Source organism: uncultured Oxalicibacterium sp. (genome assembly GCF_913776015.1).
In the GTDB taxonomy this organism is placed as follows: domain Bacteria; phylum Pseudomonadota; class Gammaproteobacteria; order Burkholderiales; family Burkholderiaceae_D; genus Oxalicibacterium.
In genome coordinates this window covers 13,665-34,892 of record NZ_CAJYMD010000038.1, presented here as the reverse complement: position 1 = coordinate 34,892, position 21,228 = coordinate 13,665, and the positions used below count along the sequence as shown (strand labels likewise).

Below are 21,228 nucleotides of genomic sequence, written 5' to 3'. Positions count from 1 at the left end.
TATGTGCATCACGTCGGGTTTGCCGATCGCTCTGCCATTTTCTCCACGCGCACGAATTCTCTGGAGGCAATGGCACCTAGTTCGCGTAACGCGCGAATCTCCTTTTCTCGCAGACGGCGCGGCTCGCGGTCCAGTACACATAGCGTACCCAGACGGAATCCTTGAGCGTCGACAAGCGGAATGCCAGCGTAAAAGCGAATGTGCGGCTCACCCGTGACAAGTGGATTGTCACGAAAACGTGCATCAGTCAGCGCATCTTCCACGATCAGTTCCCTCTCCTCAAGGATGGCGTGACTGCAGAATGCCCATTCGCGCGGCGTCTCGCACACATCGACACCCGCCGTGGACTTGAACCATTGACGGCGCGCCGTCAGTAAGGTGATAAGCGCCATCGGCGTATCGGTAACCATCGTGGCGAGCCACGTCAGGCGATCAAACGCGGGATCAGCCGGTGTTGCCACCATGTTCAGTTTGTCGACTGCCAGAAGTCGTTCGGCTTCGTTAGGCGGGACTGGATAGCTGGGTGCAGATAAAGGAAGAAATTCGCTGCTTGACGGCAGGTGGCGTGATGTCTGTTCAGATGCTTGTGTTTCTTTAGAGCGACTTGCCAGCAGCTGCGTCACTGTACTGAGCCGCACACGACGGTGTCCACCCGGCGTTTTCCAGGATTCCAAGGCTCCGCTTTCCATCCAGAGTTGCGCCGTACTGACAGCTACGCCGAGAAGACGCGCAGCCTTGCTGGTTGTCAGGATGGGGTCGTTTGCTTTGTTAACAGTTCCGTGCGGCATGAGATGTGGCAAAGAAGTGACGAAGGTGCTTATGGTATGCGCGAATTAACTATTTATGACAAACATTTGATTGTTATGCGGAAACTTAGTTCGTACTATTTGGTCATATCCGACATATTCGTCAAATTCGTCAAATGTGAACTGCACGTATTTTATTTGACACTTTTGAACGGACTGCAGAAAGCAGGCCTTAGGGAGGCCATTGCTTGTCATGAAAATAACATTGGAACGAAGGAAATATTGTGCGACTTCTGCGTAATTTAAATATCGGCAAGAAGCTCGGTTTGGGATTCGGCGCTGTCACCTTGTTGATGTTGTCGCTCACTGTCTTTGCGCTTTTCCGCATGACAGCGATTTCCGAAGCGGTTAATCAACAGGCCCAGGTGGAGATAAAGAAGCTTGATCCTTTATATGTGACACGTGAGGCGCTTGCGCAAACCGGGTTGGCAGCACGCAACGCATTCATTTTTCAGGATGAAGCAGGAGCCCGCAAGGAACTCGACATCCTCGATCAGCAAAAAGCAATTTATTTGAAGGCGTTGGAAGAGCTTGGGCCAGCATTCGGCAGTGATGCGGACTTTGCCAAGGTTCGGGCAGGGCTGTTGCAGATGGCCGATGAATTGAAGCGCCCCCGCCTTTATCGTGAAGCACGTGACATGCAAGGTTATGGCACCTTTCTCGTGACCGAATGCAGCCCCTTGCGCCGCCAGATTGTCAGAGATATCGAAGTCTTGCTGCAAAAGGTCGAGGCAGAAAATGCCGAGGCAGCCCGGCATGCCAATAATCTGCTGAGCGAATCCATCACACTAGTGCTGATTCTGGCTGGCGTGGTATTGGTGATCAGTGCTTTGTTAGCGATTCTGATTACACGCGGTCTGCTGCGCCAGCTTGGCGGTGAACCCGCCTATGCGATGACGATTGCCAACCGTATTGCGGAGGGTGATCTGGCCACCGTCATCCACACCAAGAAAAATGATCACAGCAGTTTGCTGCATGCGATCAAGACCATGCGCGACAATCTTGCAACGATCGTTCATCAGGTTCGTACGGGGACCGATATGATCGCGTCGTCCTCCTCCGATATTGCGCAGGGTAACTCCGATCTTTCTTCGCGCACCGAACAGCAGGCTTTTTCGCTGGAGCAAACCAGCATCGAAATGCACAAACTGACCGATACCGTACGTCTCAATGCCGAGAATGCGCGTCAAGCCAATCAACTGGCACTGTCTGCTTCCGAAGTGGCGGGCGAAGGGGGTGTGATGGTCGACAAGGTGATCAACACCATGGAGACCATTGACGGCTCATCGCGTCGCATCGTGGAAATCATTTCAGTCATCGATGGCATTGCATTCCAGACCAACATTCTGGCATTGAATGCGGCTGTCGAAGCAGCGCGTGCGGGTGAAGCTGGTCGTGGTTTTGCGGTCGTCGCAACCGAGGTGCGCAATCTGGCGCAACGCTCGGCCAGTGCCGCAAAGGAAATCAAAACCTTGATTGATGATTCGGTCAGTAACATCAACGCCGGTACCCAACTGGTGGCGCAAGCTGGTAGCACCATGCAAGACGTTGTGGCAAGCGTGCGTCGCGTCACCGATGTCGTTGCCGAAATCAGTGCTGCCAGCCAAGAGCAGAGTGGTGGTATCGCCGCAGTCAGTCAGGCTGTTGCGCAGATGGATCAGGCTACGCAACAGAACGCGGCGTTAGTGGAGCAGGCTGCGGCCGCTGCTCAATCCTTGCGTGATCAGGCTGAAACCCTGTCTGGTCTGGTGAAAACCTTTGTGCTGGTTGACGATGCAATGTCGGTGCGTTCGCCTAATGCGTATTCGTCAGGAGCCGCACCTTCTCTGTCAATGCAAGGACAGCCCTTGCTAGGAGTCTGATCATGTCGTTCTCGAACGCCTCGCCTTGCCTGCCGCTCGATCCTGCCATCGAGGCATTGCGTCTGTCGGCGTTGCGTCGCCTTAATTTGCTCGATACACCGCCGAGCGAAGCGTTCGACCGCATCACGCGTCTGGCTTCACAGATTTTTCACCTACCGATCGCTGCAATATCCCTGACGGATTCGGATCGTCAATGGTTCAAGTCGCGAGTCGGTGTAGATCATCAGCAGATTCCACGCCATCTGGCCCCTTGCGCGCAAGTGGCAGAAACATCCGATTTGCTGGTGATTAGCGACCTGCAAGCCGATGGCGCGTATTCGCGCAGTTTGCTGGCTGACCGTGGTATCCGCTTCTACGCCGGTGCACCGTTGATTACCGACGATGGTTACAGTCTGGGAGCGATGTGTGTGCTCGGGACTGAGCCGCGGCAGATTTCCGTTGAGGAGCGCAAGGCGTTACAGGACTTGGCAGCGATGGTGATGGCACAGATCGAACTGCGTCATGCGCTCGGTCGTATCGACCCTGTAAGCGGTCTTCCGAATCGTACTCAATTCCGCGAGGATTTTGATGATATAGCAAGGGATAGTGCGGGGCAGATGGCAGATCTGGTGTTACTGAATATTGCACGCCCTGAAGAAGTGGCAATTGCCGCCCGTGTCATGGGAAGCGACTATATCGATACCTTGATCAAGGGTGCGGCAGAAATGATCAGCGCCCTTCTACCTTTCGGAAGACAGGTTTACCACGTCGGTGAGATGCAGTTCGCCTTCTTTGTCCCGCATGATATTGATATCGGAAGTGATACGTACAGGGATGATTTAACCAATTTTCTTTCCGAATACGAATACGGTGTTGACTCCCGCTTTGTCACGACGGCATCCTTCGGTATCACGCAATTTCTCATCGGCAGTCAGACCTACGCGGATGTCCTGCGTATGGCACATAGTGCTTCACAGGACGCATTGGAACTAGTCTCGCGCGTCAATACTTACTCGTCACGACAAGATGTAACGTGGCGTCGCCGTTTTGCTGTACTTCATGGATTTTCTAGTGCGCTCAAGCATACGGATCGTTTGCATCTTGTCTATCAACCACGCATAGACATTGTCTCCGGCAAGTGTGTTGGCGCTGAAGCCTTATTGCGGTGGACCGATCCCGAGCTCGGCATCGTGTCGCCGGCGGAATTCATGCCAATTGTCGAGCATAGCGCCATGATCCATCTGACCACAGCTTGGGTATTGAATAAGGCGATCGAGCAGCTGGGGATATGGCAACGTGCCGGCTTGCATCTGCAATTGGCGATTAATATTTCTGCTGTCAATTTGCTCGAGCCAGGCTTTGCACAGAACCTTTTCAACACCATCGAGCGATATGGTGTGGATGCGACTTGCGTCGAACTTGAAATCACCGAGAGTGCCTTGATGACGAAGCCGGTCGAGGCACATCACGCCTTGAATCGTATCGTTGCGTATGGTATCCGCATTGCCATAGACGATTTTGGAACGGGCTATAGCAGCCTTGCCTATTTGCAGAAATTACCTGCGCAGATTCTCAAGATTGATGGGACCTTCGTCAAGGATTTATCGAAGGATGACAGGCAACGCGCCTTGGTGCTGGCAATGATCAAAATGTCCCACGAACTCGAATACACCGTGGTTGCTGAGGGAGTGGAAAGCGAAGCAATCCTGACATGCTTGAAGGAGATGGGTTGCAATGAAGCGCAAGGTTACTTTTTCTCTCAACCGCTGTTACCTGGAGAATTTCTTAAGTGGAAATCCGAATCGCCTGTCGCTAGTTAAATAGTGCCGTGAGTAAAAAAGGCGCGCATGCATTGCGCGCCATTTTTATTTTTGCCCAATATGCCATGTCGTACGATTATGTCGCATCGCATACGGACCATTACAGTTTTACCGCTAGATGCGGCCAGTCAGCAACATGACGAGTAGCACGATCACAAGAATTCCGGTGATGCCACTCGGCGCATAACCCCAGCTACGGCTATGTCCCCAGGTTGGCAGGACACCGATCAGAATCAAAATCAACAAAATCAAAAGAATGGTCGACATGGCTTTCTCCGCAAGTGAGGAACGCTTCGATCATCGTTTCACACCGAGCCAGCGTCTGTGCGGCGACTCACATTTTGGGCGATTCGGGCATGAGCAGAATGCCGTAGTAGTTCCGTTACGCTCCCGGCGACTTAGCCGACGACGCATATCGTCTCGTGCCCTGTTCTACAATTCGCATCGTTCCTTGCGGCACGACACATGCCCACTACAGGCAGGTCGCGATCCACTTGCAGACGGTTGACCCGGTCATGTCGCTACACGCGGTGAATTTTGTTCATAAAAAAACGTCTACCGTTACGAAGAATTTTTACGAGGGTGCAGCAATGAAACCAAGCAAATGCCGTGTGGTCAAGGGAGTGTGTGCACTTCTGATCTGTGCCCTCCTGTCTGCCTGTGGCGGTTATGCCAATACGCCGAACAGCAAGTCTGGTATCGAGACGTATGGTGTTATCGACGTGGGTATTCAGCGCTGACACGCACCAGGACGTCGCGGCTACCATGCCGCAAGCATTGAGATCTCATTTTCAGAAAGCGAAGCCCATGCAAACCACTTCCGCTCCACCAAGCGATAGCACGCACTCCATCGAGCCCGTCGATGCCTTTCACGACAATCTGCTGGGTTTGCCCTGCCTGACATTGGTTTGTAACGGCAGCGAAGTGAAGATTGCACGTCAGGGTGCGCAGGTCCTTTCCTGGCGTGCGACAGACGGACGCGAACGGTTTTACCTGTCGGTGCAGACCGGTGGTGCGAAGCAGGACCAGATCGACGATGCTTCCTCGCTTGCCCAGGCGATTCGTGGCGGCGTGCCTGTTTGCTTCCCACAGTTTTCGGTGCGTGGCCAGATTCTCAAACATGGTTTCGCACGCGCCTTGCCCTGGACGATCGAATCGCTCGTCAATCATCATGCCGAACGGAGTACGGTCGTCCTGAGTCTGCGAGACGATGCACGTACGCGTTCCATCTGGCCGTATGCCTTTGTGGCACAACTGACCGTGACACTGGAAAGCGGCCGGCTGGTCATCACCTTGCAAGTCACGAATGCGGATACGCAGGCGTGGCCTTTTACCGGTGCTTTGCACAGCTATCTGCATGTGGATGACATTGGTAAGACAGAACTGCTTGGTTTGCAGGGCACGCGTTATCAGGATGCGACTGCCGACAATATCGAAGTTATCGATCCCGATCCCGTCGTGCGTATCGGCGCAGAACTCGACCGGGTCTATCTGTCGCCACCAGCCTCTCTGCAACTCGTGGAAGAAGGCAAGCCCGCGCTGCAAATTGGCAAGACTGGTTTCACCGATACTGTAGTGTGGAATCCCGGCCCCGAACTCGTGCAGACCCTGAGCGATATGCCCGATGCGGACTGGCAGCAGATGTTGTGCGTGGAAGCTGCTTGTGCTTCGGCCCCAGTGATCCTGCAGCCGGGAGAAAGCTGGATCGGCAGTCAGGTGCTGTCGGTCACCTAACCTAATGTAAAACTGATTTTCATCAGGCAGGCTTTGGGGAATAGGCCTTGTTTTGTTTCATGTGAGCGCCGCTACGAAAAGCTTTCGTTGCGGCGTTTTTCTTTATGTCGGCGGGCAAACAATGACTTCGCATTGGCGACCGGCAGCCAGGCTATGTTCGATGGAGCACAATTGCCCTCCTTTTATCCGTACACAAGTGTACGTTTGCGCTATGATTGCCTTACAAACAACCTTTGAGAGTGATCAAGATGGTGCGACAAAAGATTGTGATCGTAGGCGGCGGTGTTGCGGGGTTAGGTGTGGCAAGCGCCTTGGGCAGGCAAAGTAAACGGAGCAGGCAAAACGCCTTTGATATCACGGTATTGGACAGGGACTCGGCCCATGTCTGGAAACCCATGCTGCATACCATTGCAGCAGGAACTACCGATATTTCCCAACAACAGACGACTTATATTGCGCAGGCGCGCGACTGCGGTTTCATTTATCAGCCGGGAGAACTGAAGGGTATTGACCGTAGCTTGAAGAAGGTGCTGGTCAAGGAGCTGAAAGCACCGGATGGTCGCCTACTCGTCCCTGAACGGTCGATTGCGTATGACGCATTGATTCTGGCGCTCGGCAGTGAAGCGAATGATTTCGGCACACCCGGAGTGAGAGAACACTGCTACATGATTGATTCACGTATTCAGGCAGACGCTTTCAATCGCGAAGTTCGGTTGCGCATGTTCCAATGTCTGGGTCTTGATCAGCAGTTATCGATTGCAATTGTGGGTGGTGGCGCCACCGGTGTGGAGCTGGCTGCCGAATTGATCCGACTGACGGAAATTGCGGAAAGCTATGGAGCCCATGGTTTGGGAAGCAGGATCAGTATTACCCTGATCCAGAGTGGTCCACGTCTACTGGATGCCTTCCCGGAAGCGATTTCGAAAGCAGTGCAGGAAAAGCTGGAATTGCTGGGTGTAAAAGTGCTGACCAATACACGTGTGACAGCGGCGGATGAACATGGCCTGAGCATACAGGATGGCGAACGTATTGCAGCGACCATGCTGGTGTGGGCGGCGGGTGTCAAAGCGCCACAAGTGCTTTCCGGACTGGATGGATTGGAAACGACCAGAAACAATCAACTCGTCATCAATCCGTATCTGGAAACGACCAAGGATCCGTCTGTTTATGCGATCGGTGATTGTTCTTCCCTGACACTGGATGGTGCTGCACGCGCGCTTCCCCCAACGGCGCAGGTCGCACATCAACAGGCGACGTATCTGATACGCAATCTGTCGAAAAAGCTGGAAGGAAAAGCGGTGCCAACCTTCAAGTATCAGAATCTTGGCGCTCTCGTTTCCCTTGGCGAATACGATGCCTATGCATCGCTTGGCCAGTTCGGCTTGTTCAAGGATGGATACATTCGGGGCAAACTGGCGCAACTGAGTCACGCCATGCTGTATCGCAGCCATCAATCCAACTTGCATGGCTTCTGGCGCGGAAGTGCGCTATGGATGGTCGATCAACTTAACCGTCTGGTTCGTCCAACCATCCGTCTGGACTAGCGATGAAGCGTATAGACGGAATCAACAATCGCGAAGCGCTCTTGCTGGCGGCAGAAAGGCTCTTTGCCGAAAAGGGCTTTCATATTCCGCTGGAAGAGATCGCGCAGGCAGCCAACGTCAGCCGTACGACGCTGTATCGGAATTTCAAGGATAGGCAGGCACTGGGCATTGCAATCTACGAAAGCCAATTAGCTGACTTTGAAGTGTTTGTCGAAAACGTCAGCGAAGAGCCGGATGGCTTGTTCCTGGTGCTTGAAGAAATGGCGGTCAGCCACTGTCATAACGCCGGGATGACCGACGTTTTGCGTAATGACCGTGCTCTTCATCCGCAACTCATGGCGATGCGCATGCGCGTCCTCAAGTTGATGGAGCCGCTACTGCAACACGCCAAGGCTTGTAAACTTGTGCGCGCAGATATCACTTCACAGGATCTCGATTACCTTTTGGATGTCATCGTGAGCGTGACACAACGTGAGACGTTTGAAGAGCGCAAGCACGGCGTGCTACGCATGCTGGATCTCTTCAAAGCGGGCATCATGACTACCTGACGCGACATCGCGGAGCATGTCTTCATTACCCTGCGATCGTTCTCAAACGTTATTTCACATTACTTCTGCGTGCGGCTAGCCGTGAAGGAAGTGCTGCTCAAGGCTTCCCGTCGCGAACTTGCTGAAAGTCATGAAACGGTGTGATGCCTGTTCGCGCGAGTCGTATGACCGGTTCTTACGTCGGTGCCGACCATTCTGCGACGAATGTTGAACGAAATTCCCTCAACCATGCCAATCGCTGTTCTCCCATGCGTCGTCCGGCATCGGTTTGCATGGTGGCGGGCAAAGTGGCGAGTTTGACTTCGATGTGATCGAGTGCATAGCGACGGTCATCGAGCGATCGTCGCAAGCCGGTGGGATCATCGGTATGAGCAAGTGCAGAATCCATGCGGCCCGCCGTATAGAAAAGTCGGGCCAAACCGACGGCACCGAGTGCATCCAAGCGATCGGCATCCTGCACGATCTGCGCTTCGATGGTTTGTGGCTTGATGCCGGCAGAGAAGCTGTGCGCTTCGATTGCATGTGCAACCGCATCCAGCTTCTCTTTCGGAAAACCGGCATCACACAGTAGATCGCGCGCACGTTCCGCAGCAAGCCGTGAAGCATGCGCACGATCAGGATGATTCTTCGGCAGGTTGACGATATCGTGCAGATAGCAGCCAGCCTGCACGACGAGCACATCTGCTTGCGGATAATCAGCCAGTAGCGTGCGTGCCGCTTTCCACACGCGTTGCAAATGATTGAGGTCGTGTGCACCATCGTCCTGTGCTTCGCTTGCCGCGATTGCGATCAGGCGCGCTTGCCATTCTGTTTCGATGTATTCAGTCATTTTTATTGGATTGTTGGATGCAGTCATGCACTGTTCGGACCGGTTTGCATGATCGGCAATGGCGGTGTGTGACCATCCTTTTCCTGATGAAAGGACAGGACGGTATGCGGATACGGTAACTCGATGCCGGCGGCCGCAAAATGCTTGGTCACCAGACGATTGAATGCACGTTGCACCGGCCATTGCATGCCGGGTGCCGTCTTGATCAGCACGCGAATATTGAAGCCGCGTTCGTGCAGCGAGGTCACGCCGGGAATAGCAATTTCTTCGAGGATGGATGGTGCAAGTTCGGCATCCTGCATCAATTCCTTGAAGGCTTCGCGCAGATGATGCATGGCGTTGTCCACATCTTCGCGATAGGCGATAGCGTACTCGCCGTAGTGATATGAAAAATCGCGCGTGTGATTCGATACCTTGTCTACCGAGGAAAACGGAATCAGATGAAAGCCGCCATCAAGCGTGCGAATGCCGACCGAGCGAATCGTGATCTTCTCGACAGTACCAAAGGTGCCCGCCACTTCCACCACGTCGTTCTGGTTCATGCCATTCTCAAGCTGGATGAACACGCCCGTAATCACATCCTGCACGAGCTTTTGTGCACCGAAACCGATGGCGAGACCGACCACACCCGCACCGGCGATCAGCGGCGCGATATCGATACCGATCTGTGACAGCACGACCAGAATGGTCAACGTCACGATGACGACCAGCGCCGCGTTCCGGAACAGTGAGAGCAGCGTCTTCTCGCGTTCGCTAGGCTGCGCCATGCCGAGCGGACTCAGACGATGTTCGATGATGCTGGCAATGGTGGTCCAGATCAGCGCGGCGATCACCAGAATGATGGCAACGTGTACGGTGGCAATGACGACCGCACGACCGCTATCCGACGTGATCCATTGGCTGAGGTTGAAGGCACGCCAGGCATCGAGCACGACCAGTATCACGACCATCATGTTCAGGAAATGGAAACCCTTCAGTGCCGGCGGGACATAGGAGTTGATGCGAGATTCCAGCATGGGCAGGCGTTTGCGCAAATCGTCGGATAGACGAATGTGTTGCCGGAACACCGCATTGACGATGGCCGACAGCAGTAGGCCGATACCGATTGCCAGCAGGGTCTGTAATGTGGCCTGTGCCATGAAGGGCAAGGCGTCATGCGGCGCAATCTGGCTGACGATCAGCAGGACCGTGAAGTAGACGATCGCCAGCGTATGCCAGACACGCGCGAGGATGCGGATGAGCGTCGAAAAGAAAGAGGTGGATGCCGTATCGGCGTAGCCCTCCAGACTATTGCGTACCGATTGACGATTGCGGCGGATGATAACGATGGCATAGAGGTAGACGCCCAGCATGATGATCACGCTCAGCAATTGACCTACGGTCGGGGACAGGATGGCGGCTACCAGAGGTACGGCAACCAGAATGCCGTAGCCCATGATGGTGATGACACGTTCCAGCCATGCACACCAGTAGGCCGCCAAATCGTCACGCATCGAGAACAGCCGCAACTGGTCGTAGCGCGGTGAGAAGATGCCACGCACGACGGCCTTGGCGATTTCGACGGCGACAAAAGTATTGATGAAGAGCGACTCAATGGTCTCGATCTTCTCCGCTTCACCGACGGCGAATAAACCAACGGCATAACCCACCGCGCCGGCGAGCAGGATGGCGGCGGTATCGACGATCATCGCAAAGCCGATAGCGAGCGACTTGCGATACAAGCCCGAGCCGATGAAACGCTTTTCCATTTCAGCATCGCTACCGGTATGCGTGGGCACGGCTGTGATCCAGCGGTTACTGCGCAGATAAATACGTGCCGCGATTGCGCGGAAGATATGGAACGCTGCCAGTGTGGCGGCAGCGACGATGAGCAGATTCAGCAACAAGTTTCGCCAGCCCTCGGTCGTGAAGCCGGAAATGGAGACAGCATCGTCTGCCTGATCGATACGACGTACGGCATTGATGGCATCGCTCACATCATGTGAAACACTTGCGATGAAACCCTGAATCGCATCGGCAATGTTGCGCGAGAATAGGACATTGCTGTCCTTGCTGATCGGAGACGTTTTTTCGGATTTGCTGGTTGGCTGTTCGGTCTCTTTAGCTGACGTGGCCGTTGCAGACGGTGTGGTTGTAGCGTTTTCTTCGGGATGCTGCTTATCGGCCAGCGCACGTAACTCGGCGATCAGCTTGTCGCGCGTCTGTTCGGTTTCCAGTAGATCAGCCAAAGCAGCGTAAGACGTTTTCGTCTTTTCATGGGAATCTGGTGCTAGGGATTGTGAATGGAGCGTAGTACTTGTTCCCATCAACCAAATCGAGAGCAACAAGATCAACCTATGCCGAGAAAAAAAAGAACGGATGAACGTGCTGGTTCGATGGCAGTAAGAACATGGATGCAAATCAGTTTCCTCCACAGGACATATGTTGATGGGCGCACACGTCGCAACAAGGTCGCGACATCGACGGAAAGAGGAGAGAGGTATCGCAAGAGAAGCAGAAAGAACGGCAGTGCAGGTCTCATGCGAAACGCTACGAGGTCATGTACGTGGCCTGTGTTCACCTCGTGATAGGTGGAGGCCGCTTCATGCTGCTGACATTTTCAGGACGTCTGACGTACGATGATCCGACTGCCATGATACCAGCCGGATCATCGCTATTGATTGATCAACCTTATTCAAGGTCGGTGACGGATGTGCAAAAAGAGAGCATCAGTGAGGTATCGCCGAGAAACCCTCTCTCATCCAGTCTTCAAAATCTGCCGCGCCCAGCGGCTTGGCGAACAGATAACCTTGTGCCACATGATAGCCTTGCCGCTGAAGGATCTGATATTGCCCCTCCTCTTCAATGCCCTCTGCCACGACGGTCAGTTGCAATGTTTCGCCAATACGTGCGATGGCTTCGCTGAGCGCACGGCTCGTGGCATTGCTGCAAAGATCGCGTACAAAACTTCGATCAAGCTTGAGTTCTTGAATGGGTAGATCGCGCAGATAACTGAGACTCGAATAGCCGGTACCAAAATCGTCCATGGAGAGTCGCACGCCGACATCGTGCAACTTGCGTACCGTTTCCATTGTTTCCGGATTTGTATCCATGAGCACGCCTTCTGTCAGCTCTAGCGTCAGGTCGTCAGGCTGAAGCCCATTTTCACGCAGTGTGCGCAAAATCATTTCCGGTAGTTTGGAATCATGGAAATTGGTGGCCGAAAGATTGATCGCAATCATCGGAATCGAAAATCCTCGCTGGCGCCAATGCGAAAGCTGGCGACAGGCTTTGCGAATCACCCAGAGACTCAATTGATCAATCATGCCGCTTTCTTCGGCGAGCGGAATAAAGCAGGTAGGTGATATGTCTCCCATGACGGAATGACGCCAACGCGCGAGAACTTCCACCCCATGCAGCTTATTGTTACGCATGCAAATCTGAGGTTGATAGTGCAAGTCGAGTTGATTGGTACAGATTGCTTCGTGCAGAGCACGTTCCATCGCCTGGCGCCGGATCGCAAGCTGGTTGAGTTCATGGCTGAAAAAGCTGAAACGACCACGCCCTTGCTCTTTGGCTTGATGCATCGCGGTATCGGCACGATGCAATAGCGTGCCAATATCATGGCCGTCTTGGGGAAACAGGCTGATGCCAATACTTGCCGACGGCAATATCGCGACACCATTGATATCGCATGACTTGCTGATCATGACGCGCAATTGCTCGGCTAGTTCAGTCGCCTGTCCACCGTCGCATTGCGGAACGACGAGAACAAACTCGTCACTTGAAAGACGACCGACGATATCGTTAACTTTGCGCTGTTGATCAAGTCGTTTCGCGAGCGTTTGCAACAAGAAGTCGCCAACTGGATGACCATGAAGATCATTGATTTGCTTGAAACGGTCAATGTCTAAAAAGAACACCGCAACTTGATGATGATTGCGTTGCGCTTCGCTCAAAGCCAGTTCTGCTTTCGCCTGGAGTAGGCTACGGTTCGGTAGCTCGGTCAGGCTGTCATAAAACGCCAGACGCCGAATCTGTCCACGTGTTTCTTCCCGTTCAAGTGCGAGTGCGCACAAGGGCACCAGAACATCGGTCAATTGGCGATGAAAGGTCGACGGTTCACGAATTTCTCGATAATAGAATGCGAGCGTACCGATAGAACGGCCTTTGCTACATTTGATGGGGGTCGACCAGCAACTGAACAGGCCAAGGGGTAGAACAAGGTCCCGATAGCCGTCCCATAAAGGATCCGTAGCGATATCTCGCACCACCACAGTCTCGCCGAGATAAGCGGCGGTACCGCACGAGCCGACTTTGGGACCGATCGGCAATCCATCGATTGCTTGCGAATAACTGTGCGGTAAACTGGGTGCCGACAAAGGACGCAAGCGCCGCTCTTCATCGACGCGTAGAACGGACGTGACGACATCGGGAGCAACCCGCTCGATTTCGGCACAGACGATCTCCATTACGGTAGCGATGGGTTCTTCACGTGCCAATGCTACGAGCATGCGATGCTGTAGTACTTCATGCATCTTCGAATGGGTGATCTCTGTCAGCACGTTGACGATATTCATCAACTGGCCGCTCTCGTTGAGCACGGGGTTGCTGGTGACGCTGCACCAAATTCGACGACCATCTCGCCTGCAGGCAAGTTCTTCGCTGCAATACGCCTGGCCTTTTGTCAGATGATTGCGTACGGACTGCACGTTATCGGGAGTCCAGTGTGGTAGCAAAAGTGCAAACGGTTGCTGCCCAATCAGCTCATCAGCGGCAAAGCCGAACATCTTGGTAAAACCGTTATTTGCATACTGGATTTGCCAATTGTCATCCAGGATAACGATGGCGTTGTCGGTCTGATCGGCGACCATGGACAATAGACGATGGTGCTCTTGTTCTATATGCTGCTCCGTCACGTCTTTGATGAAAGCCGTGTAAAGGATTTCACCCTCAGTTTTTACACGTGACAGCGACATCGAGCCCCAGCGCGTTGCTCCATTTTTTTGCTTGATCGGAATTTCGCGACTGCTGCCTACTAGACGATTCAGTCCGGTGCGACGATTCGAATCGATGAAACCGTCGTGGAATGGACTCAGATAGTCCGGGACCAACATGCTGACATTTCGCCCCAGCACTTCGGCGCGGGGCCTTCCCCATAATTGTTCGGCAGCACGATTGAATAGGACGACATCGTTATTCACATCGATCACGACAATGCTGTCGATCGCCTGCTCCATTGTCTGGATGAAGATGTCGGAAAGATTGCTTTGTATGTGCATCGCATCTCCTTATGACAAGTCATCATGCCGTTCTGCTTTATTTATTCACTAAGCATAACCGGCTGGGACAATCCTTCTCTATTCAGCTTGCGCTCTTTTACCATGCAAACATTCTGCGAGCTTTGCTAGACAAATGCACGAAAAAATAGATCGATTTCTTGAGATCAAGCGGTGATATCAGAGACAACGCGATTTTTACCGGTACTTTTTGCCTGATAAAGATTCTTGTCTGCCAATGAAATCAGATCGTCCGGTCCGCCTTCAGCCTGTGGCACGATGCTGGCTACGCCGATGCTGACGGTCAGCCATTCGCCGGTGCTCGACTGTTCGTGTGGAATCTTCAATGCTTCGACAGCCTTGCAAATCTTGTCGGCTGCAACGATGGCGCCATGTCTTCCTGTTGCCGGAAGTACCACGGCGAATTCTTCGCCGCCATAGCGTGTGCACAGATCGGTGGAGCGCAGAATATTCGTTTCCATGACATGCGCGACCTGCTTCAGCGCATGATCGCCGACGACATGGCCGTATGTATCGTTATAGGACTTGAAGTTGTCGATGTCGATCAGTAGCAGCGAAATTTCCTTTTGCTCACGTCGTGCGCGGCGCCACTCGGCGCTCAGGTATTCGTCGAGGTAACGTCGATTGGCGATGCCGGTGAGGCCATCGGTATTGGTCAGGCGTTGCAGTTCAAAGTTGGTCTTTTGCAGTTGCTGCTGGCTTTCGCGCAGGGCGCGATAGGCTGCATCGCGTTGCAGCATGTTGTTGTAGGCGCGTGCATGGTAGCGAATGCGCGCGATCATCTCGATGGTTTCCGGCACCTTGACCAGATAATCGTTGACCCCGGCGGCGAAGGCATCGCGCTTGACTTCGGCATCTTCGCGGGTGGAGAGCACGATGACCGGAATATTGGCGGTTACAAGATTGCTGCGGTATTGCCTTACCAGCGTCAATCCATCCACACCCGGCATCACCAGATCCTGCAGGATGACGGTCGGGCGGGTTTTCTCGGCAACGGCGAGCGCATTGTCGGCATACTCGCAATAATGGAAATCGATATGCGGATCGTTCAGCAGGGCGCGTCGGATCGCTTCTCCCACCATGGGCTGATCATCGACAAGCAACACCATGATCTTGCGTTCGTCGTCCGGGATATGCAATCCCAGCTCGATGCGCATGTCGGGTGAGTTATCCATGGTCTGGTTCCTTGTTATTGAATAGAGTGAGCAATCGCGGCGCTATCGCCGTGATCGACAAAACTTCGCTGGCAGCCTGTAAGGCGACGGCGGCTTTCGGCATGCCATAGACGGTGCAGCTTTCGCGGTCTTGTACCAGCGTGTGACTGCCATGCTCATGCATTTCCTTCAGGCCTATTGCGCCGTCGCGGCCCATGCCTGTCAGTAGCACGCCGACGGCGCGGCCGCGCCATTGTCGCACCACGCTCTGGAAAAACACATCGATAGATGGGTGATAGACATCCTTGGGCGATGGCGCAAGATAACCTAGTGATTCGCGGCTCTTGAAACGAAGATGCTGATCGGTGCCGGCCATCAGCACTACGCCTGGTTCGGGAATGTCGTTCTCGCATGCCACGCGCACGCGCAGACGGCATTGCTGTTGCAGCCATTCCGCCATGCCGGTGGCAAAGGCCGCATCGATATGCTGGACTACAACGATGGCTGCCGGGAAATCCTTGGGCAGGCCGCCGAGCATCGTTGCCAGTGCGGCGGGCCCACCTGCACTGGCACCGACGGCGACCAGTCTGGTTGACGCATCAGGGCGTGCAATTGCGCAGGAGACGGTTGGATTGAGTTGTAAGCTTTTCTTGGCTTGCATGGCGTCGATCTGTTCGAGCCGTGTCAGCAACGCTTGTGCGTCCATCTGCTGCTTGTCGTTGATGGTCGGTGTCTTGACCGCATCCAGCGCACCGTGACCGAGCGCCTGATAGATCATCTCCGTATTTGCCCCGAGATCGGCGGTGACCAGCAGAATCGGGCACGGCGTCGCTTGCATGATACGACGCGTGGCCTCGACGCCATCCATGTTCGGCATCACCAGATCCATCAGCACCACATCAGGCAACTGCCAGGCACACATCTCAACGGCTTGTGCACCATTCTGCGCGACCCAAATCAGCGAATGCTCGTGCCGCTGGGCGATCACGCGCCGTAGAATTTCAACTACCATGGGAACGTCATTGACAATGCCGATACGCATGTTCAGGCTGCTCCGATTAAATCATTGACAGCCTGTAGCAAGCTGGCGTCATGGAAACTGCTTTTGGTGAAATAGTAATCGGCCCCGGCATCCAGCCCGCGTTGGCGATCCTCTTCCCGGTCCTTATAGGACACGATCATCACCGGCAGTTTGCCCAGGCTCGGTGATTGCCGTATCAGCGACACCAGCTCGATACCGTCCATGCGCGGCATGTCGATGTCCGTGATGACCAGATCGTAATGGTCGGTACGTACGGCATTCCAGCCATCCATGCCATCTACCGCGACCGTGACCTGATAACCGACGTTGCCGAGCAGCTTGCGTTCAAGTTCGCGCACGGTCAACGAATCATCGACAATCAGGATTCTCTTGCGGGCCTGATCGACAGCGATGCCATCGTCCTGTTTCACCGTCTGTAACTGGCCATCGCGCGACAGTTTTTCTACCGAGCGCAGCATGTCGGCAACATCGAGAATCAGTAGCGGTGCGCCGTTCTCCATGAGTGCGCCAGCCAGAATGTCAGGGATTTTGCCGATGCGTTCGTCGAGCGGTTGTACCACCAGCATGCGTTCACCAAGAAAGCGATCGACGGCAATGCCGCAAGTTTGATGCTGGTTGCCGATCACGACGACAGAAATGCCTTCGTCCTTGCCGTGCAGGCTGCCCTTTTGCAGAATCTGGTGTGCGGCGACGAGTCCGATCTGACGACCTTCGAAATGAAAATGTTGCCGCCCTTCCAGCATCGAAAGCTGATCGGCTTGCAAGCACAGGGTACGGTTGACGTAGGCAAGCGGAAAGGCATAAGGCTCGTTGTCAATGCTGACCAGAAGACTGCGCATCACCGACAACGTCAATGGCAATTGCAACTGGAAGCGTGTGCCCTTGCCCGCTTCGCTGGTGATGCGAATGGTGCCCCGTACTTCCTTGAGCATGTTGCCGACGACGTCGAGGCCGATACCCCGACCCGAAATATCGGTAACGGTTTCGCGCATGCTGAAACCGGGTAACAGCAAAAAGTCGAGCAATTCGCTCTCGCTCAGGCGTGCCACGGTGTCGGCGTTCGAAAGCTTGCGTGCCACGATTGCCTGTCGCAGACGATCCAGATCGATGCCATCGCCATCGTCGCTGACATTGACAAGCAACATACCGGCGCTATGGCGCGCCTCGATGGTGATGTGCCCCTGTTCCGGTTTGCCAGCGAGGCGGCGTGCAGCCGGCATCTCGATGCCATGATCGATGGCATTACGCAGCAAGTGTCCGAGCGGTGCGTCAAGTTTTTCTAGAATGTCGCGATCGATGCGGGTATCCAGTCCGAGGATTTGCAACTGCACCGATTTGCCCAGCGCGTGCGCGACGTCGCGTACCATGCGCGAATAGCCGCTGGTGCCGTCGGAGAATGGTCGCATGCGACACGCCAGCGCTTCATCGTAAAGGCGTTGCGACAGATTCAGTGAACGTCGATCGAAACTTTCCAGTTCGCCCAATTGCTCGGCCACCACGTGTTGGCACTGCGTCTGCAAGCTGCGCAGTGCATGAAAGGCATTTTGCGTGAGTTCATCCGTCATGCGACCGTTCAACAGATGATCGAGTTGCTCGATGGTCTTGGCGGTGTCGCGTTGCAGGCGTTTCAGGCGCAGCATGTCATCTTTGAAGGTAGCCAGTCGGCGCGACTCGACCAGCGATTCGCCGCTCAAGCTCAGCAAGCGATCCAGATTGTCGGCGCTGACGCGCAACGAACGACTGCCGATATCGCGTGATTCCGGTTCGCTGCGTTCGTTACTGTCGGCACTTTCGTTCGGCGCTTCGTCAACGACGGTACGCGACAGGATGGCTTCCTCATCGGCATCGCTGTTTTTTTGGGCTGCGGTAAGATTGGCAATGCAGGCTTCCACTTCGGCACGCCCTGCATGCAGCGCCCAAGATTCATCCTGATCCGGCGGATTCGCAATGCGTGCCAGCAAGTCGGTGCCTTGCAGCAGCGTGTCAATCTGACGGCGCTTCAGTTGCAGTGTGCCTTTTTGGGCGAAGACGAAGCAGTCTTCCATCACATGCGCGATATCGACGCCGGCCTGCAGACCGATGATGCGCGCCGCACCCTTGAGCGAATGCGCAGCGCGCATGCAGGCTTCAAGCTGGTCTGCTGCATTCGGCGACTGTTCCAGGTGCAGAAGGCCGTGATTGAGGATACGCGTCTGGTTGTCGGCTTCCTGTCGGAACAGATCGAGCATCGACATTTGACTCAAGTCGGGCGAGCTCATATCAGACTCCGCTTGAGGGTGTAAAACAGCAAATCGGTGTCCAGCAAGCCGACCTTGCGATCCTTCCACGGCAGGATCGCCTGCGTATAAGTCATGCTGGATTGGGCAAGTGTCGATGGCGGTGTGAGCCAGGCAGAAGGGTCGAGCCGTTCGACACCATCGATTTCATCGACAGGGAACACCACCTTCTGCGCATCATGCGTGACGACCAGAAAGCGTGCGGTGTTGCGCTGACCGATGGCCGGTTGCGTATGCAGCAGACGTTCCAGCGAGATGCAGAGCACCAGCATGCCGCGTATATTGGCCAGCCCGAGTACGGCGGCGTTGCGTTGATGCGGTAGAGAATGAATCACGTTTTCTGCCACGACTTCGGTGATGCTGGTCGCAGGTAAGGCTAGCCATTCGCTGCCGATCCGGAAGATTAGTACCGATTGCTGCGCAGTGGTGGTTTGCGCTGCTTCCGATGCTTGCGCCGTGTTGAAGCCGCCATAGATGATGTCGTTGCTATGCGGCTTGGCATCGAGAATGTCGGCAGCATGCTGTGCAAAGACCGGGCAATTGAGGCAGCGCACATACTGCTGCAATTTCGTGCAACTGCCATCACCACGGCTGCCGATGCGGCTCCAGCATGTATCGATCGCGGGCATGGCGGACATTTCATGCATGCGATTTCTCCGCAGCGCGTTGGGCACGCTGTTGCAGGCGCAGGGCACCGGCATGGTCGCCCTGCGTGGACAGCAACGCTGCCAGATGCGTCAACGCCTCGACGTGACCGGGTTCGAGATAAACCGCCTTGCGGTACAGGCGAATGGCATTGTCGGTGTCGTGATCAGCGTCGCTGAGCAAGCCCATCAGATAGAACCCGGCGGCACTCGGTCCAGCCAGCTTCTCATGTTGCTGGCACAGACTGCGTGCGGTAGCTAGATCGCCACGATCGGCGCAGGCCAGGGCCTGTTGCATGAGTTCAGCAGGTTCGGGCAGGTGGGCGGCGGGTACAGCTTGCGTGAGTATGCGTACCGGTGCTGTTGGTTTGGGTGGTATGCGCGGCACGACAGACGGCAGCGGACGCCGTATCGCCGGTTTGGTTGCGGCTTGGGCGACTGGGGCAATGTCGCGATGCCGGAAACCGAACGCGAGCGGCATGCCGATCGATGCCAGTTGCTGACGCATGAGAATGCCCGATTCCGCCGGGCCGATGAACAAGGTACCTTGTGGTGCCAGCAGGCGTTGAAGAATGGCGACAGCCTGATCCTGCATGGGTCGATCGAAGTAGATCAGCACGTTGCGGCAGAACACATAATCGTAGGGCGCTTCATTGCATAGAAAATCATCGGCAAACAGATTCCCCAAGCGGAAAAAAACCTGACGCCGGATACGTTCCGACAGCAGATATTGCGTGCCACTGGCGTGAAAATGCCGGTCGCGATAATCAAGCTGTCTGCCGCGGAAGGAATTGCTGCCGTAGAGCGCGTCCTGTGCGACCGCGAGTGCACGCTGGGAGATGTCAATCGCATCAATGCGAAATCTATCCGCAGCAATGCCTGCATCAAGCAATTCCATCGCAAGCGAATACGGCTCTTCACCGGTCGAACACGGCAGGCTAAGGATGCGCAAGGGACGATAGGGTTCGCGTTGCAACTGGCGCTGTGCCAGTACGGTCATCGCCGACATGGCTTCGCGGTCCCGAAAGAAATAAGTTTCGGGAATCACGACCTGTTCGATCAACGCCTGCATCTCGTCCGACGTTTCCTGCAAGGTGAGCAGGTAACTTGTCTGGTTATCGAGTCGCAAGGCCGTCATGCGTTCGGCGATCGCCCGTTCGATTTGCTGAATGCCGATCGAGTTGGCATCCAGACCCATAGTCTGTTTCAGCAGCGCGGCGATGCGATTGATCGTATTCATACTTGCAAGGCCTCGCTGAACAGCAATTTCTGAACATCCTGGCCGAGCAAATCCTTGACGGTGATGCGCTGGATCAGGCTGCCTTCGTGCTGCAATACCGGACCCAGATAGCGCGCGTTGCCATGATCGATGCCGGAGGCCGTGAAATCGTCGGGATTGCAACGCAGTGTGGCCGTTGCATGTTCGATTTGCAGGCCCAGCATCTGGTGTTCTCCAGCAGCAGTCTGGTAAGGCACCAGCACGATGCGCGTGCTCAAACGGCGTACGCATGGTATGCCGGTGGCCAGCATGCTGATATCGATCACGGGCACATGCCTGCCTTGATGAACAAGCAAGCCGGCAACCCATGCCGGTGCACCAGGAATCTGCTTGCAAGGTGCCAGTGGCAGCACGATGTCGATCTGTGCCGCATCCAGTGCGTAGCGATCTTCACCGATGCGAAAAAGCAGGAAAAGCATGCGCGTATCCGTG

At 54.7% G+C, this 21,228-nt stretch carries 17 protein-coding genes; 6 read left to right on the top strand and 11 right to left on the bottom strand.

The features are described from left to right. Positions 1-8: 8 nt before the first annotated feature. Entirely contained in the window at positions 9-788 is a 780-nt protein-coding gene (locus tag QZ725_RS05920) for a GAF domain-containing protein (RefSeq protein WP_293777340.1), read from the bottom strand. A 242-nt stretch (positions 789-1,030) separates the two neighbouring features. Between QZ725_RS05920 and QZ725_RS05915 the strand changes: the two genes are divergently transcribed. Together QZ725_RS05915 and QZ725_RS05910 are read left to right on the top strand one after the other, a co-directional pair. After that, complete coding sequence (locus tag QZ725_RS05915) at positions 1,031-2,668, top strand: methyl-accepting chemotaxis protein (RefSeq protein WP_293777337.1); 1,638 nt, start codon at positions 1,031-1,033, stop codon at positions 2,666-2,668. 56 nt (positions 2,669-2,724) lie between these two features. After that, positions 2,725-4,467, top strand: a complete 1,743-nt coding sequence (locus QZ725_RS05910; RefSeq protein ID WP_293777334.1) for a bifunctional diguanylate cyclase/phosphodiesterase — start codon at positions 2,725-2,727, stop codon at positions 4,465-4,467. Between the two features lie 114 nt (positions 4,468-4,581). Here QZ725_RS05910 and QZ725_RS05905 read toward each other — a convergent pair whose 3' ends face one another. Then, a complete protein-coding gene (locus QZ725_RS05905; protein ID WP_293777331.1) occupies positions 4,582-4,734 on the bottom strand; it encodes a DUF3309 family protein in 153 nt (50 codons plus the stop codon). Between the two features lie 323 nt (positions 4,735-5,057). Here QZ725_RS05905 and QZ725_RS05900 point away from each other — a divergent pair, with 323 nt between their 5' ends. The 4 genes from QZ725_RS05900 (at position 5,058) to QZ725_RS05885 (ending at position 8,293) form a co-directional block, all read left to right on the top strand. Then, positions 5,058-5,207 (top strand): hypothetical protein, encoded by a 150-nt coding sequence (locus tag QZ725_RS05900; RefSeq protein ID WP_293777329.1) that lies wholly within the window; start codon positions 5,058-5,060, stop codon positions 5,205-5,207. Positions 5,208-5,274: 67 nt separating this feature from the next. Beyond that, positions 5,275-6,201, top strand: a complete 927-nt coding sequence (locus QZ725_RS05895; protein WP_293777327.1) for a D-hexose-6-phosphate mutarotase — start codon at positions 5,275-5,277, stop codon at positions 6,199-6,201. A gap of 248 nt (positions 6,202-6,449) precedes the next feature. Then, positions 6,450-7,745, top strand: a complete 1,296-nt coding sequence (locus QZ725_RS05890) for an NAD(P)/FAD-dependent oxidoreductase (protein WP_293777325.1) — start codon at positions 6,450-6,452, stop codon at positions 7,743-7,745. A 41-nt stretch (positions 7,746-7,786) separates the two neighbouring features. Next, positions 7,787-8,293 (top strand): TetR/AcrR family transcriptional regulator, encoded by a 507-nt coding sequence (locus tag QZ725_RS05885; protein WP_293777323.1) that lies wholly within the window; start codon positions 7,787-7,789, stop codon positions 8,291-8,293. A gap of 175 nt (positions 8,294-8,468) precedes the next feature. On the opposite strand, the gene QZ725_RS05880 is transcribed toward QZ725_RS05885, so the two are convergent. The 9 genes from QZ725_RS05880 to QZ725_RS05840 form a co-directional block, all read right to left on the bottom strand. After that, positions 8,469-9,122 (bottom strand): HD domain-containing protein, encoded by a 654-nt coding sequence (locus QZ725_RS05880; protein ID WP_293777321.1) that lies wholly within the window; start codon positions 9,120-9,122, stop codon positions 8,469-8,471. Between the two features lie 23 nt (positions 9,123-9,145). After that, positions 9,146-11,350, bottom strand: coding sequence for a mechanosensitive ion channel domain-containing protein (locus tag QZ725_RS05875; RefSeq protein WP_293777319.1), 2,205 nt, complete (start codon positions 11,348-11,350; stop codon positions 9,146-9,148). Between the two features lie 480 nt (positions 11,351-11,830). Continuing rightward, positions 11,831-14,341 carry an EAL domain-containing protein gene (locus QZ725_RS05870; protein WP_293777316.1) on the bottom strand — a complete coding sequence of 837 codons (2,511 nt, stop codon included), beginning with the start codon at positions 14,339-14,341 and terminating at the stop codon, positions 11,831-11,833. A gap of 206 nt (positions 14,342-14,547) precedes the next feature. Further along, a complete protein-coding gene (locus QZ725_RS05865) occupies positions 14,548-15,576 on the bottom strand; it encodes a diguanylate cyclase (protein ID WP_293777313.1) in 1,029 nt (342 codons plus the stop codon). Continuing rightward, a complete protein-coding gene (locus tag QZ725_RS05860; RefSeq protein WP_293777310.1) occupies positions 15,569-16,597 on the bottom strand; it encodes a chemotaxis response regulator protein-glutamate methylesterase in 1,029 nt (342 codons plus the stop codon). Before QZ725_RS05860 ends, QZ725_RS05865 begins: the two co-directional genes overlap by 8 nt. Before the next feature lie 2 nt (positions 16,598-16,599). Continuing rightward, a complete protein-coding gene (locus QZ725_RS05855) occupies positions 16,600-18,855 on the bottom strand; it encodes a hybrid sensor histidine kinase/response regulator (RefSeq protein WP_293777308.1) in 2,256 nt (751 codons plus the stop codon). Continuing rightward, positions 18,852-19,520 (bottom strand): chemotaxis protein CheW, encoded by a 669-nt coding sequence (locus tag QZ725_RS05850; protein ID WP_293777306.1) that lies wholly within the window; start codon positions 19,518-19,520, stop codon positions 18,852-18,854. The genes QZ725_RS05855 and QZ725_RS05850 overlap by 4 nt, the downstream gene beginning before the upstream one ends. Continuing rightward, the gene (locus tag QZ725_RS05845; RefSeq protein ID WP_293777302.1) at positions 19,513-20,757 is read right to left on the bottom strand and encodes a CheR family methyltransferase; all 1,245 of its coding nucleotides are present in this window, start codon (positions 20,755-20,757) and stop codon (positions 19,513-19,515) included. Before QZ725_RS05845 ends, QZ725_RS05850 begins: the two co-directional genes overlap by 8 nt. Continuing rightward, positions 20,754-21,215 (bottom strand): chemotaxis protein CheW, encoded by a 462-nt coding sequence (locus tag QZ725_RS05840; RefSeq protein ID WP_293777300.1) that lies wholly within the window; start codon positions 21,213-21,215, stop codon positions 20,754-20,756. The genes QZ725_RS05845 and QZ725_RS05840 overlap by 4 nt, the downstream gene beginning before the upstream one ends. Positions 21,216-21,228: the final 13 nt, after the last annotated feature.

Bases quoted from the DNA above. Each gene is read 5' to 3' on its own strand.
- QZ725_RS05920 (WP_293777340.1), bottom strand. From the start codon at position 788: ATGCCGCACGGAACTGTTAACAAAGCAAACGACCCCATCCTGACAACC.
- QZ725_RS05905 (WP_293777331.1), bottom strand. From the start codon at position 4,734: ATGTCGACCATTCTTTTGATTTTGTTGATTTTGATTCTGATCGGTGTC.
- QZ725_RS05900 (WP_293777329.1), top strand. From the start codon at position 5,058: ATGAAACCAAGCAAATGCCGTGTGGTCAAGGGAGTGTGTGCACTTCTG.
- QZ725_RS05895 (WP_293777327.1), top strand. From the start codon at position 5,275: ATGCAAACCACTTCCGCTCCACCAAGCGATAGCACGCACTCCATCGAG.
- QZ725_RS05890 (WP_293777325.1), top strand. From the start codon at position 6,450: ATGGTGCGACAAAAGATTGTGATCGTAGGCGGCGGTGTTGCGGGGTTA.
- QZ725_RS05880 (WP_293777321.1), bottom strand. From the start codon at position 9,122: ATGACTGAATACATCGAAACAGAATGGCAAGCGCGCCTGATCGCAATC.
- QZ725_RS05870 (WP_293777316.1), bottom strand. From the start codon at position 14,341: ATGGAGCAGGCGATCGACAGCATTGTCGTGATCGATGTGAATAACGAT.
- QZ725_RS05865 (WP_293777313.1), bottom strand. From the start codon at position 15,576: ATGGATAACTCACCCGACATGCGCATCGAGCTGGGATTGCATATCCCG.
- QZ725_RS05860 (WP_293777310.1), bottom strand. From the start codon at position 16,597: ATGCGTATCGGCATTGTCAATGACGTTCCCATGGTAGTTGAAATTCTA.
- QZ725_RS05855 (WP_293777308.1), bottom strand. From the start codon at position 18,855: ATGAGCTCGCCCGACTTGAGTCAAATGTCGATGCTCGATCTGTTCCGA.
- QZ725_RS05850 (WP_293777306.1), bottom strand. From the start codon at position 19,520: ATGCATGAAATGTCCGCCATGCCCGCGATCGATACATGCTGGAGCCGC.
- QZ725_RS05845 (WP_293777302.1), bottom strand. From the start codon at position 20,757: ATGAATACGATCAATCGCATCGCCGCGCTGCTGAAACAGACTATGGGT.
- QZ725_RS05840 (WP_293777300.1), bottom strand. From the start codon at position 21,215: ATGCTTTTCCTGCTTTTTCGCATCGGTGAAGATCGCTACGCACTGGAT.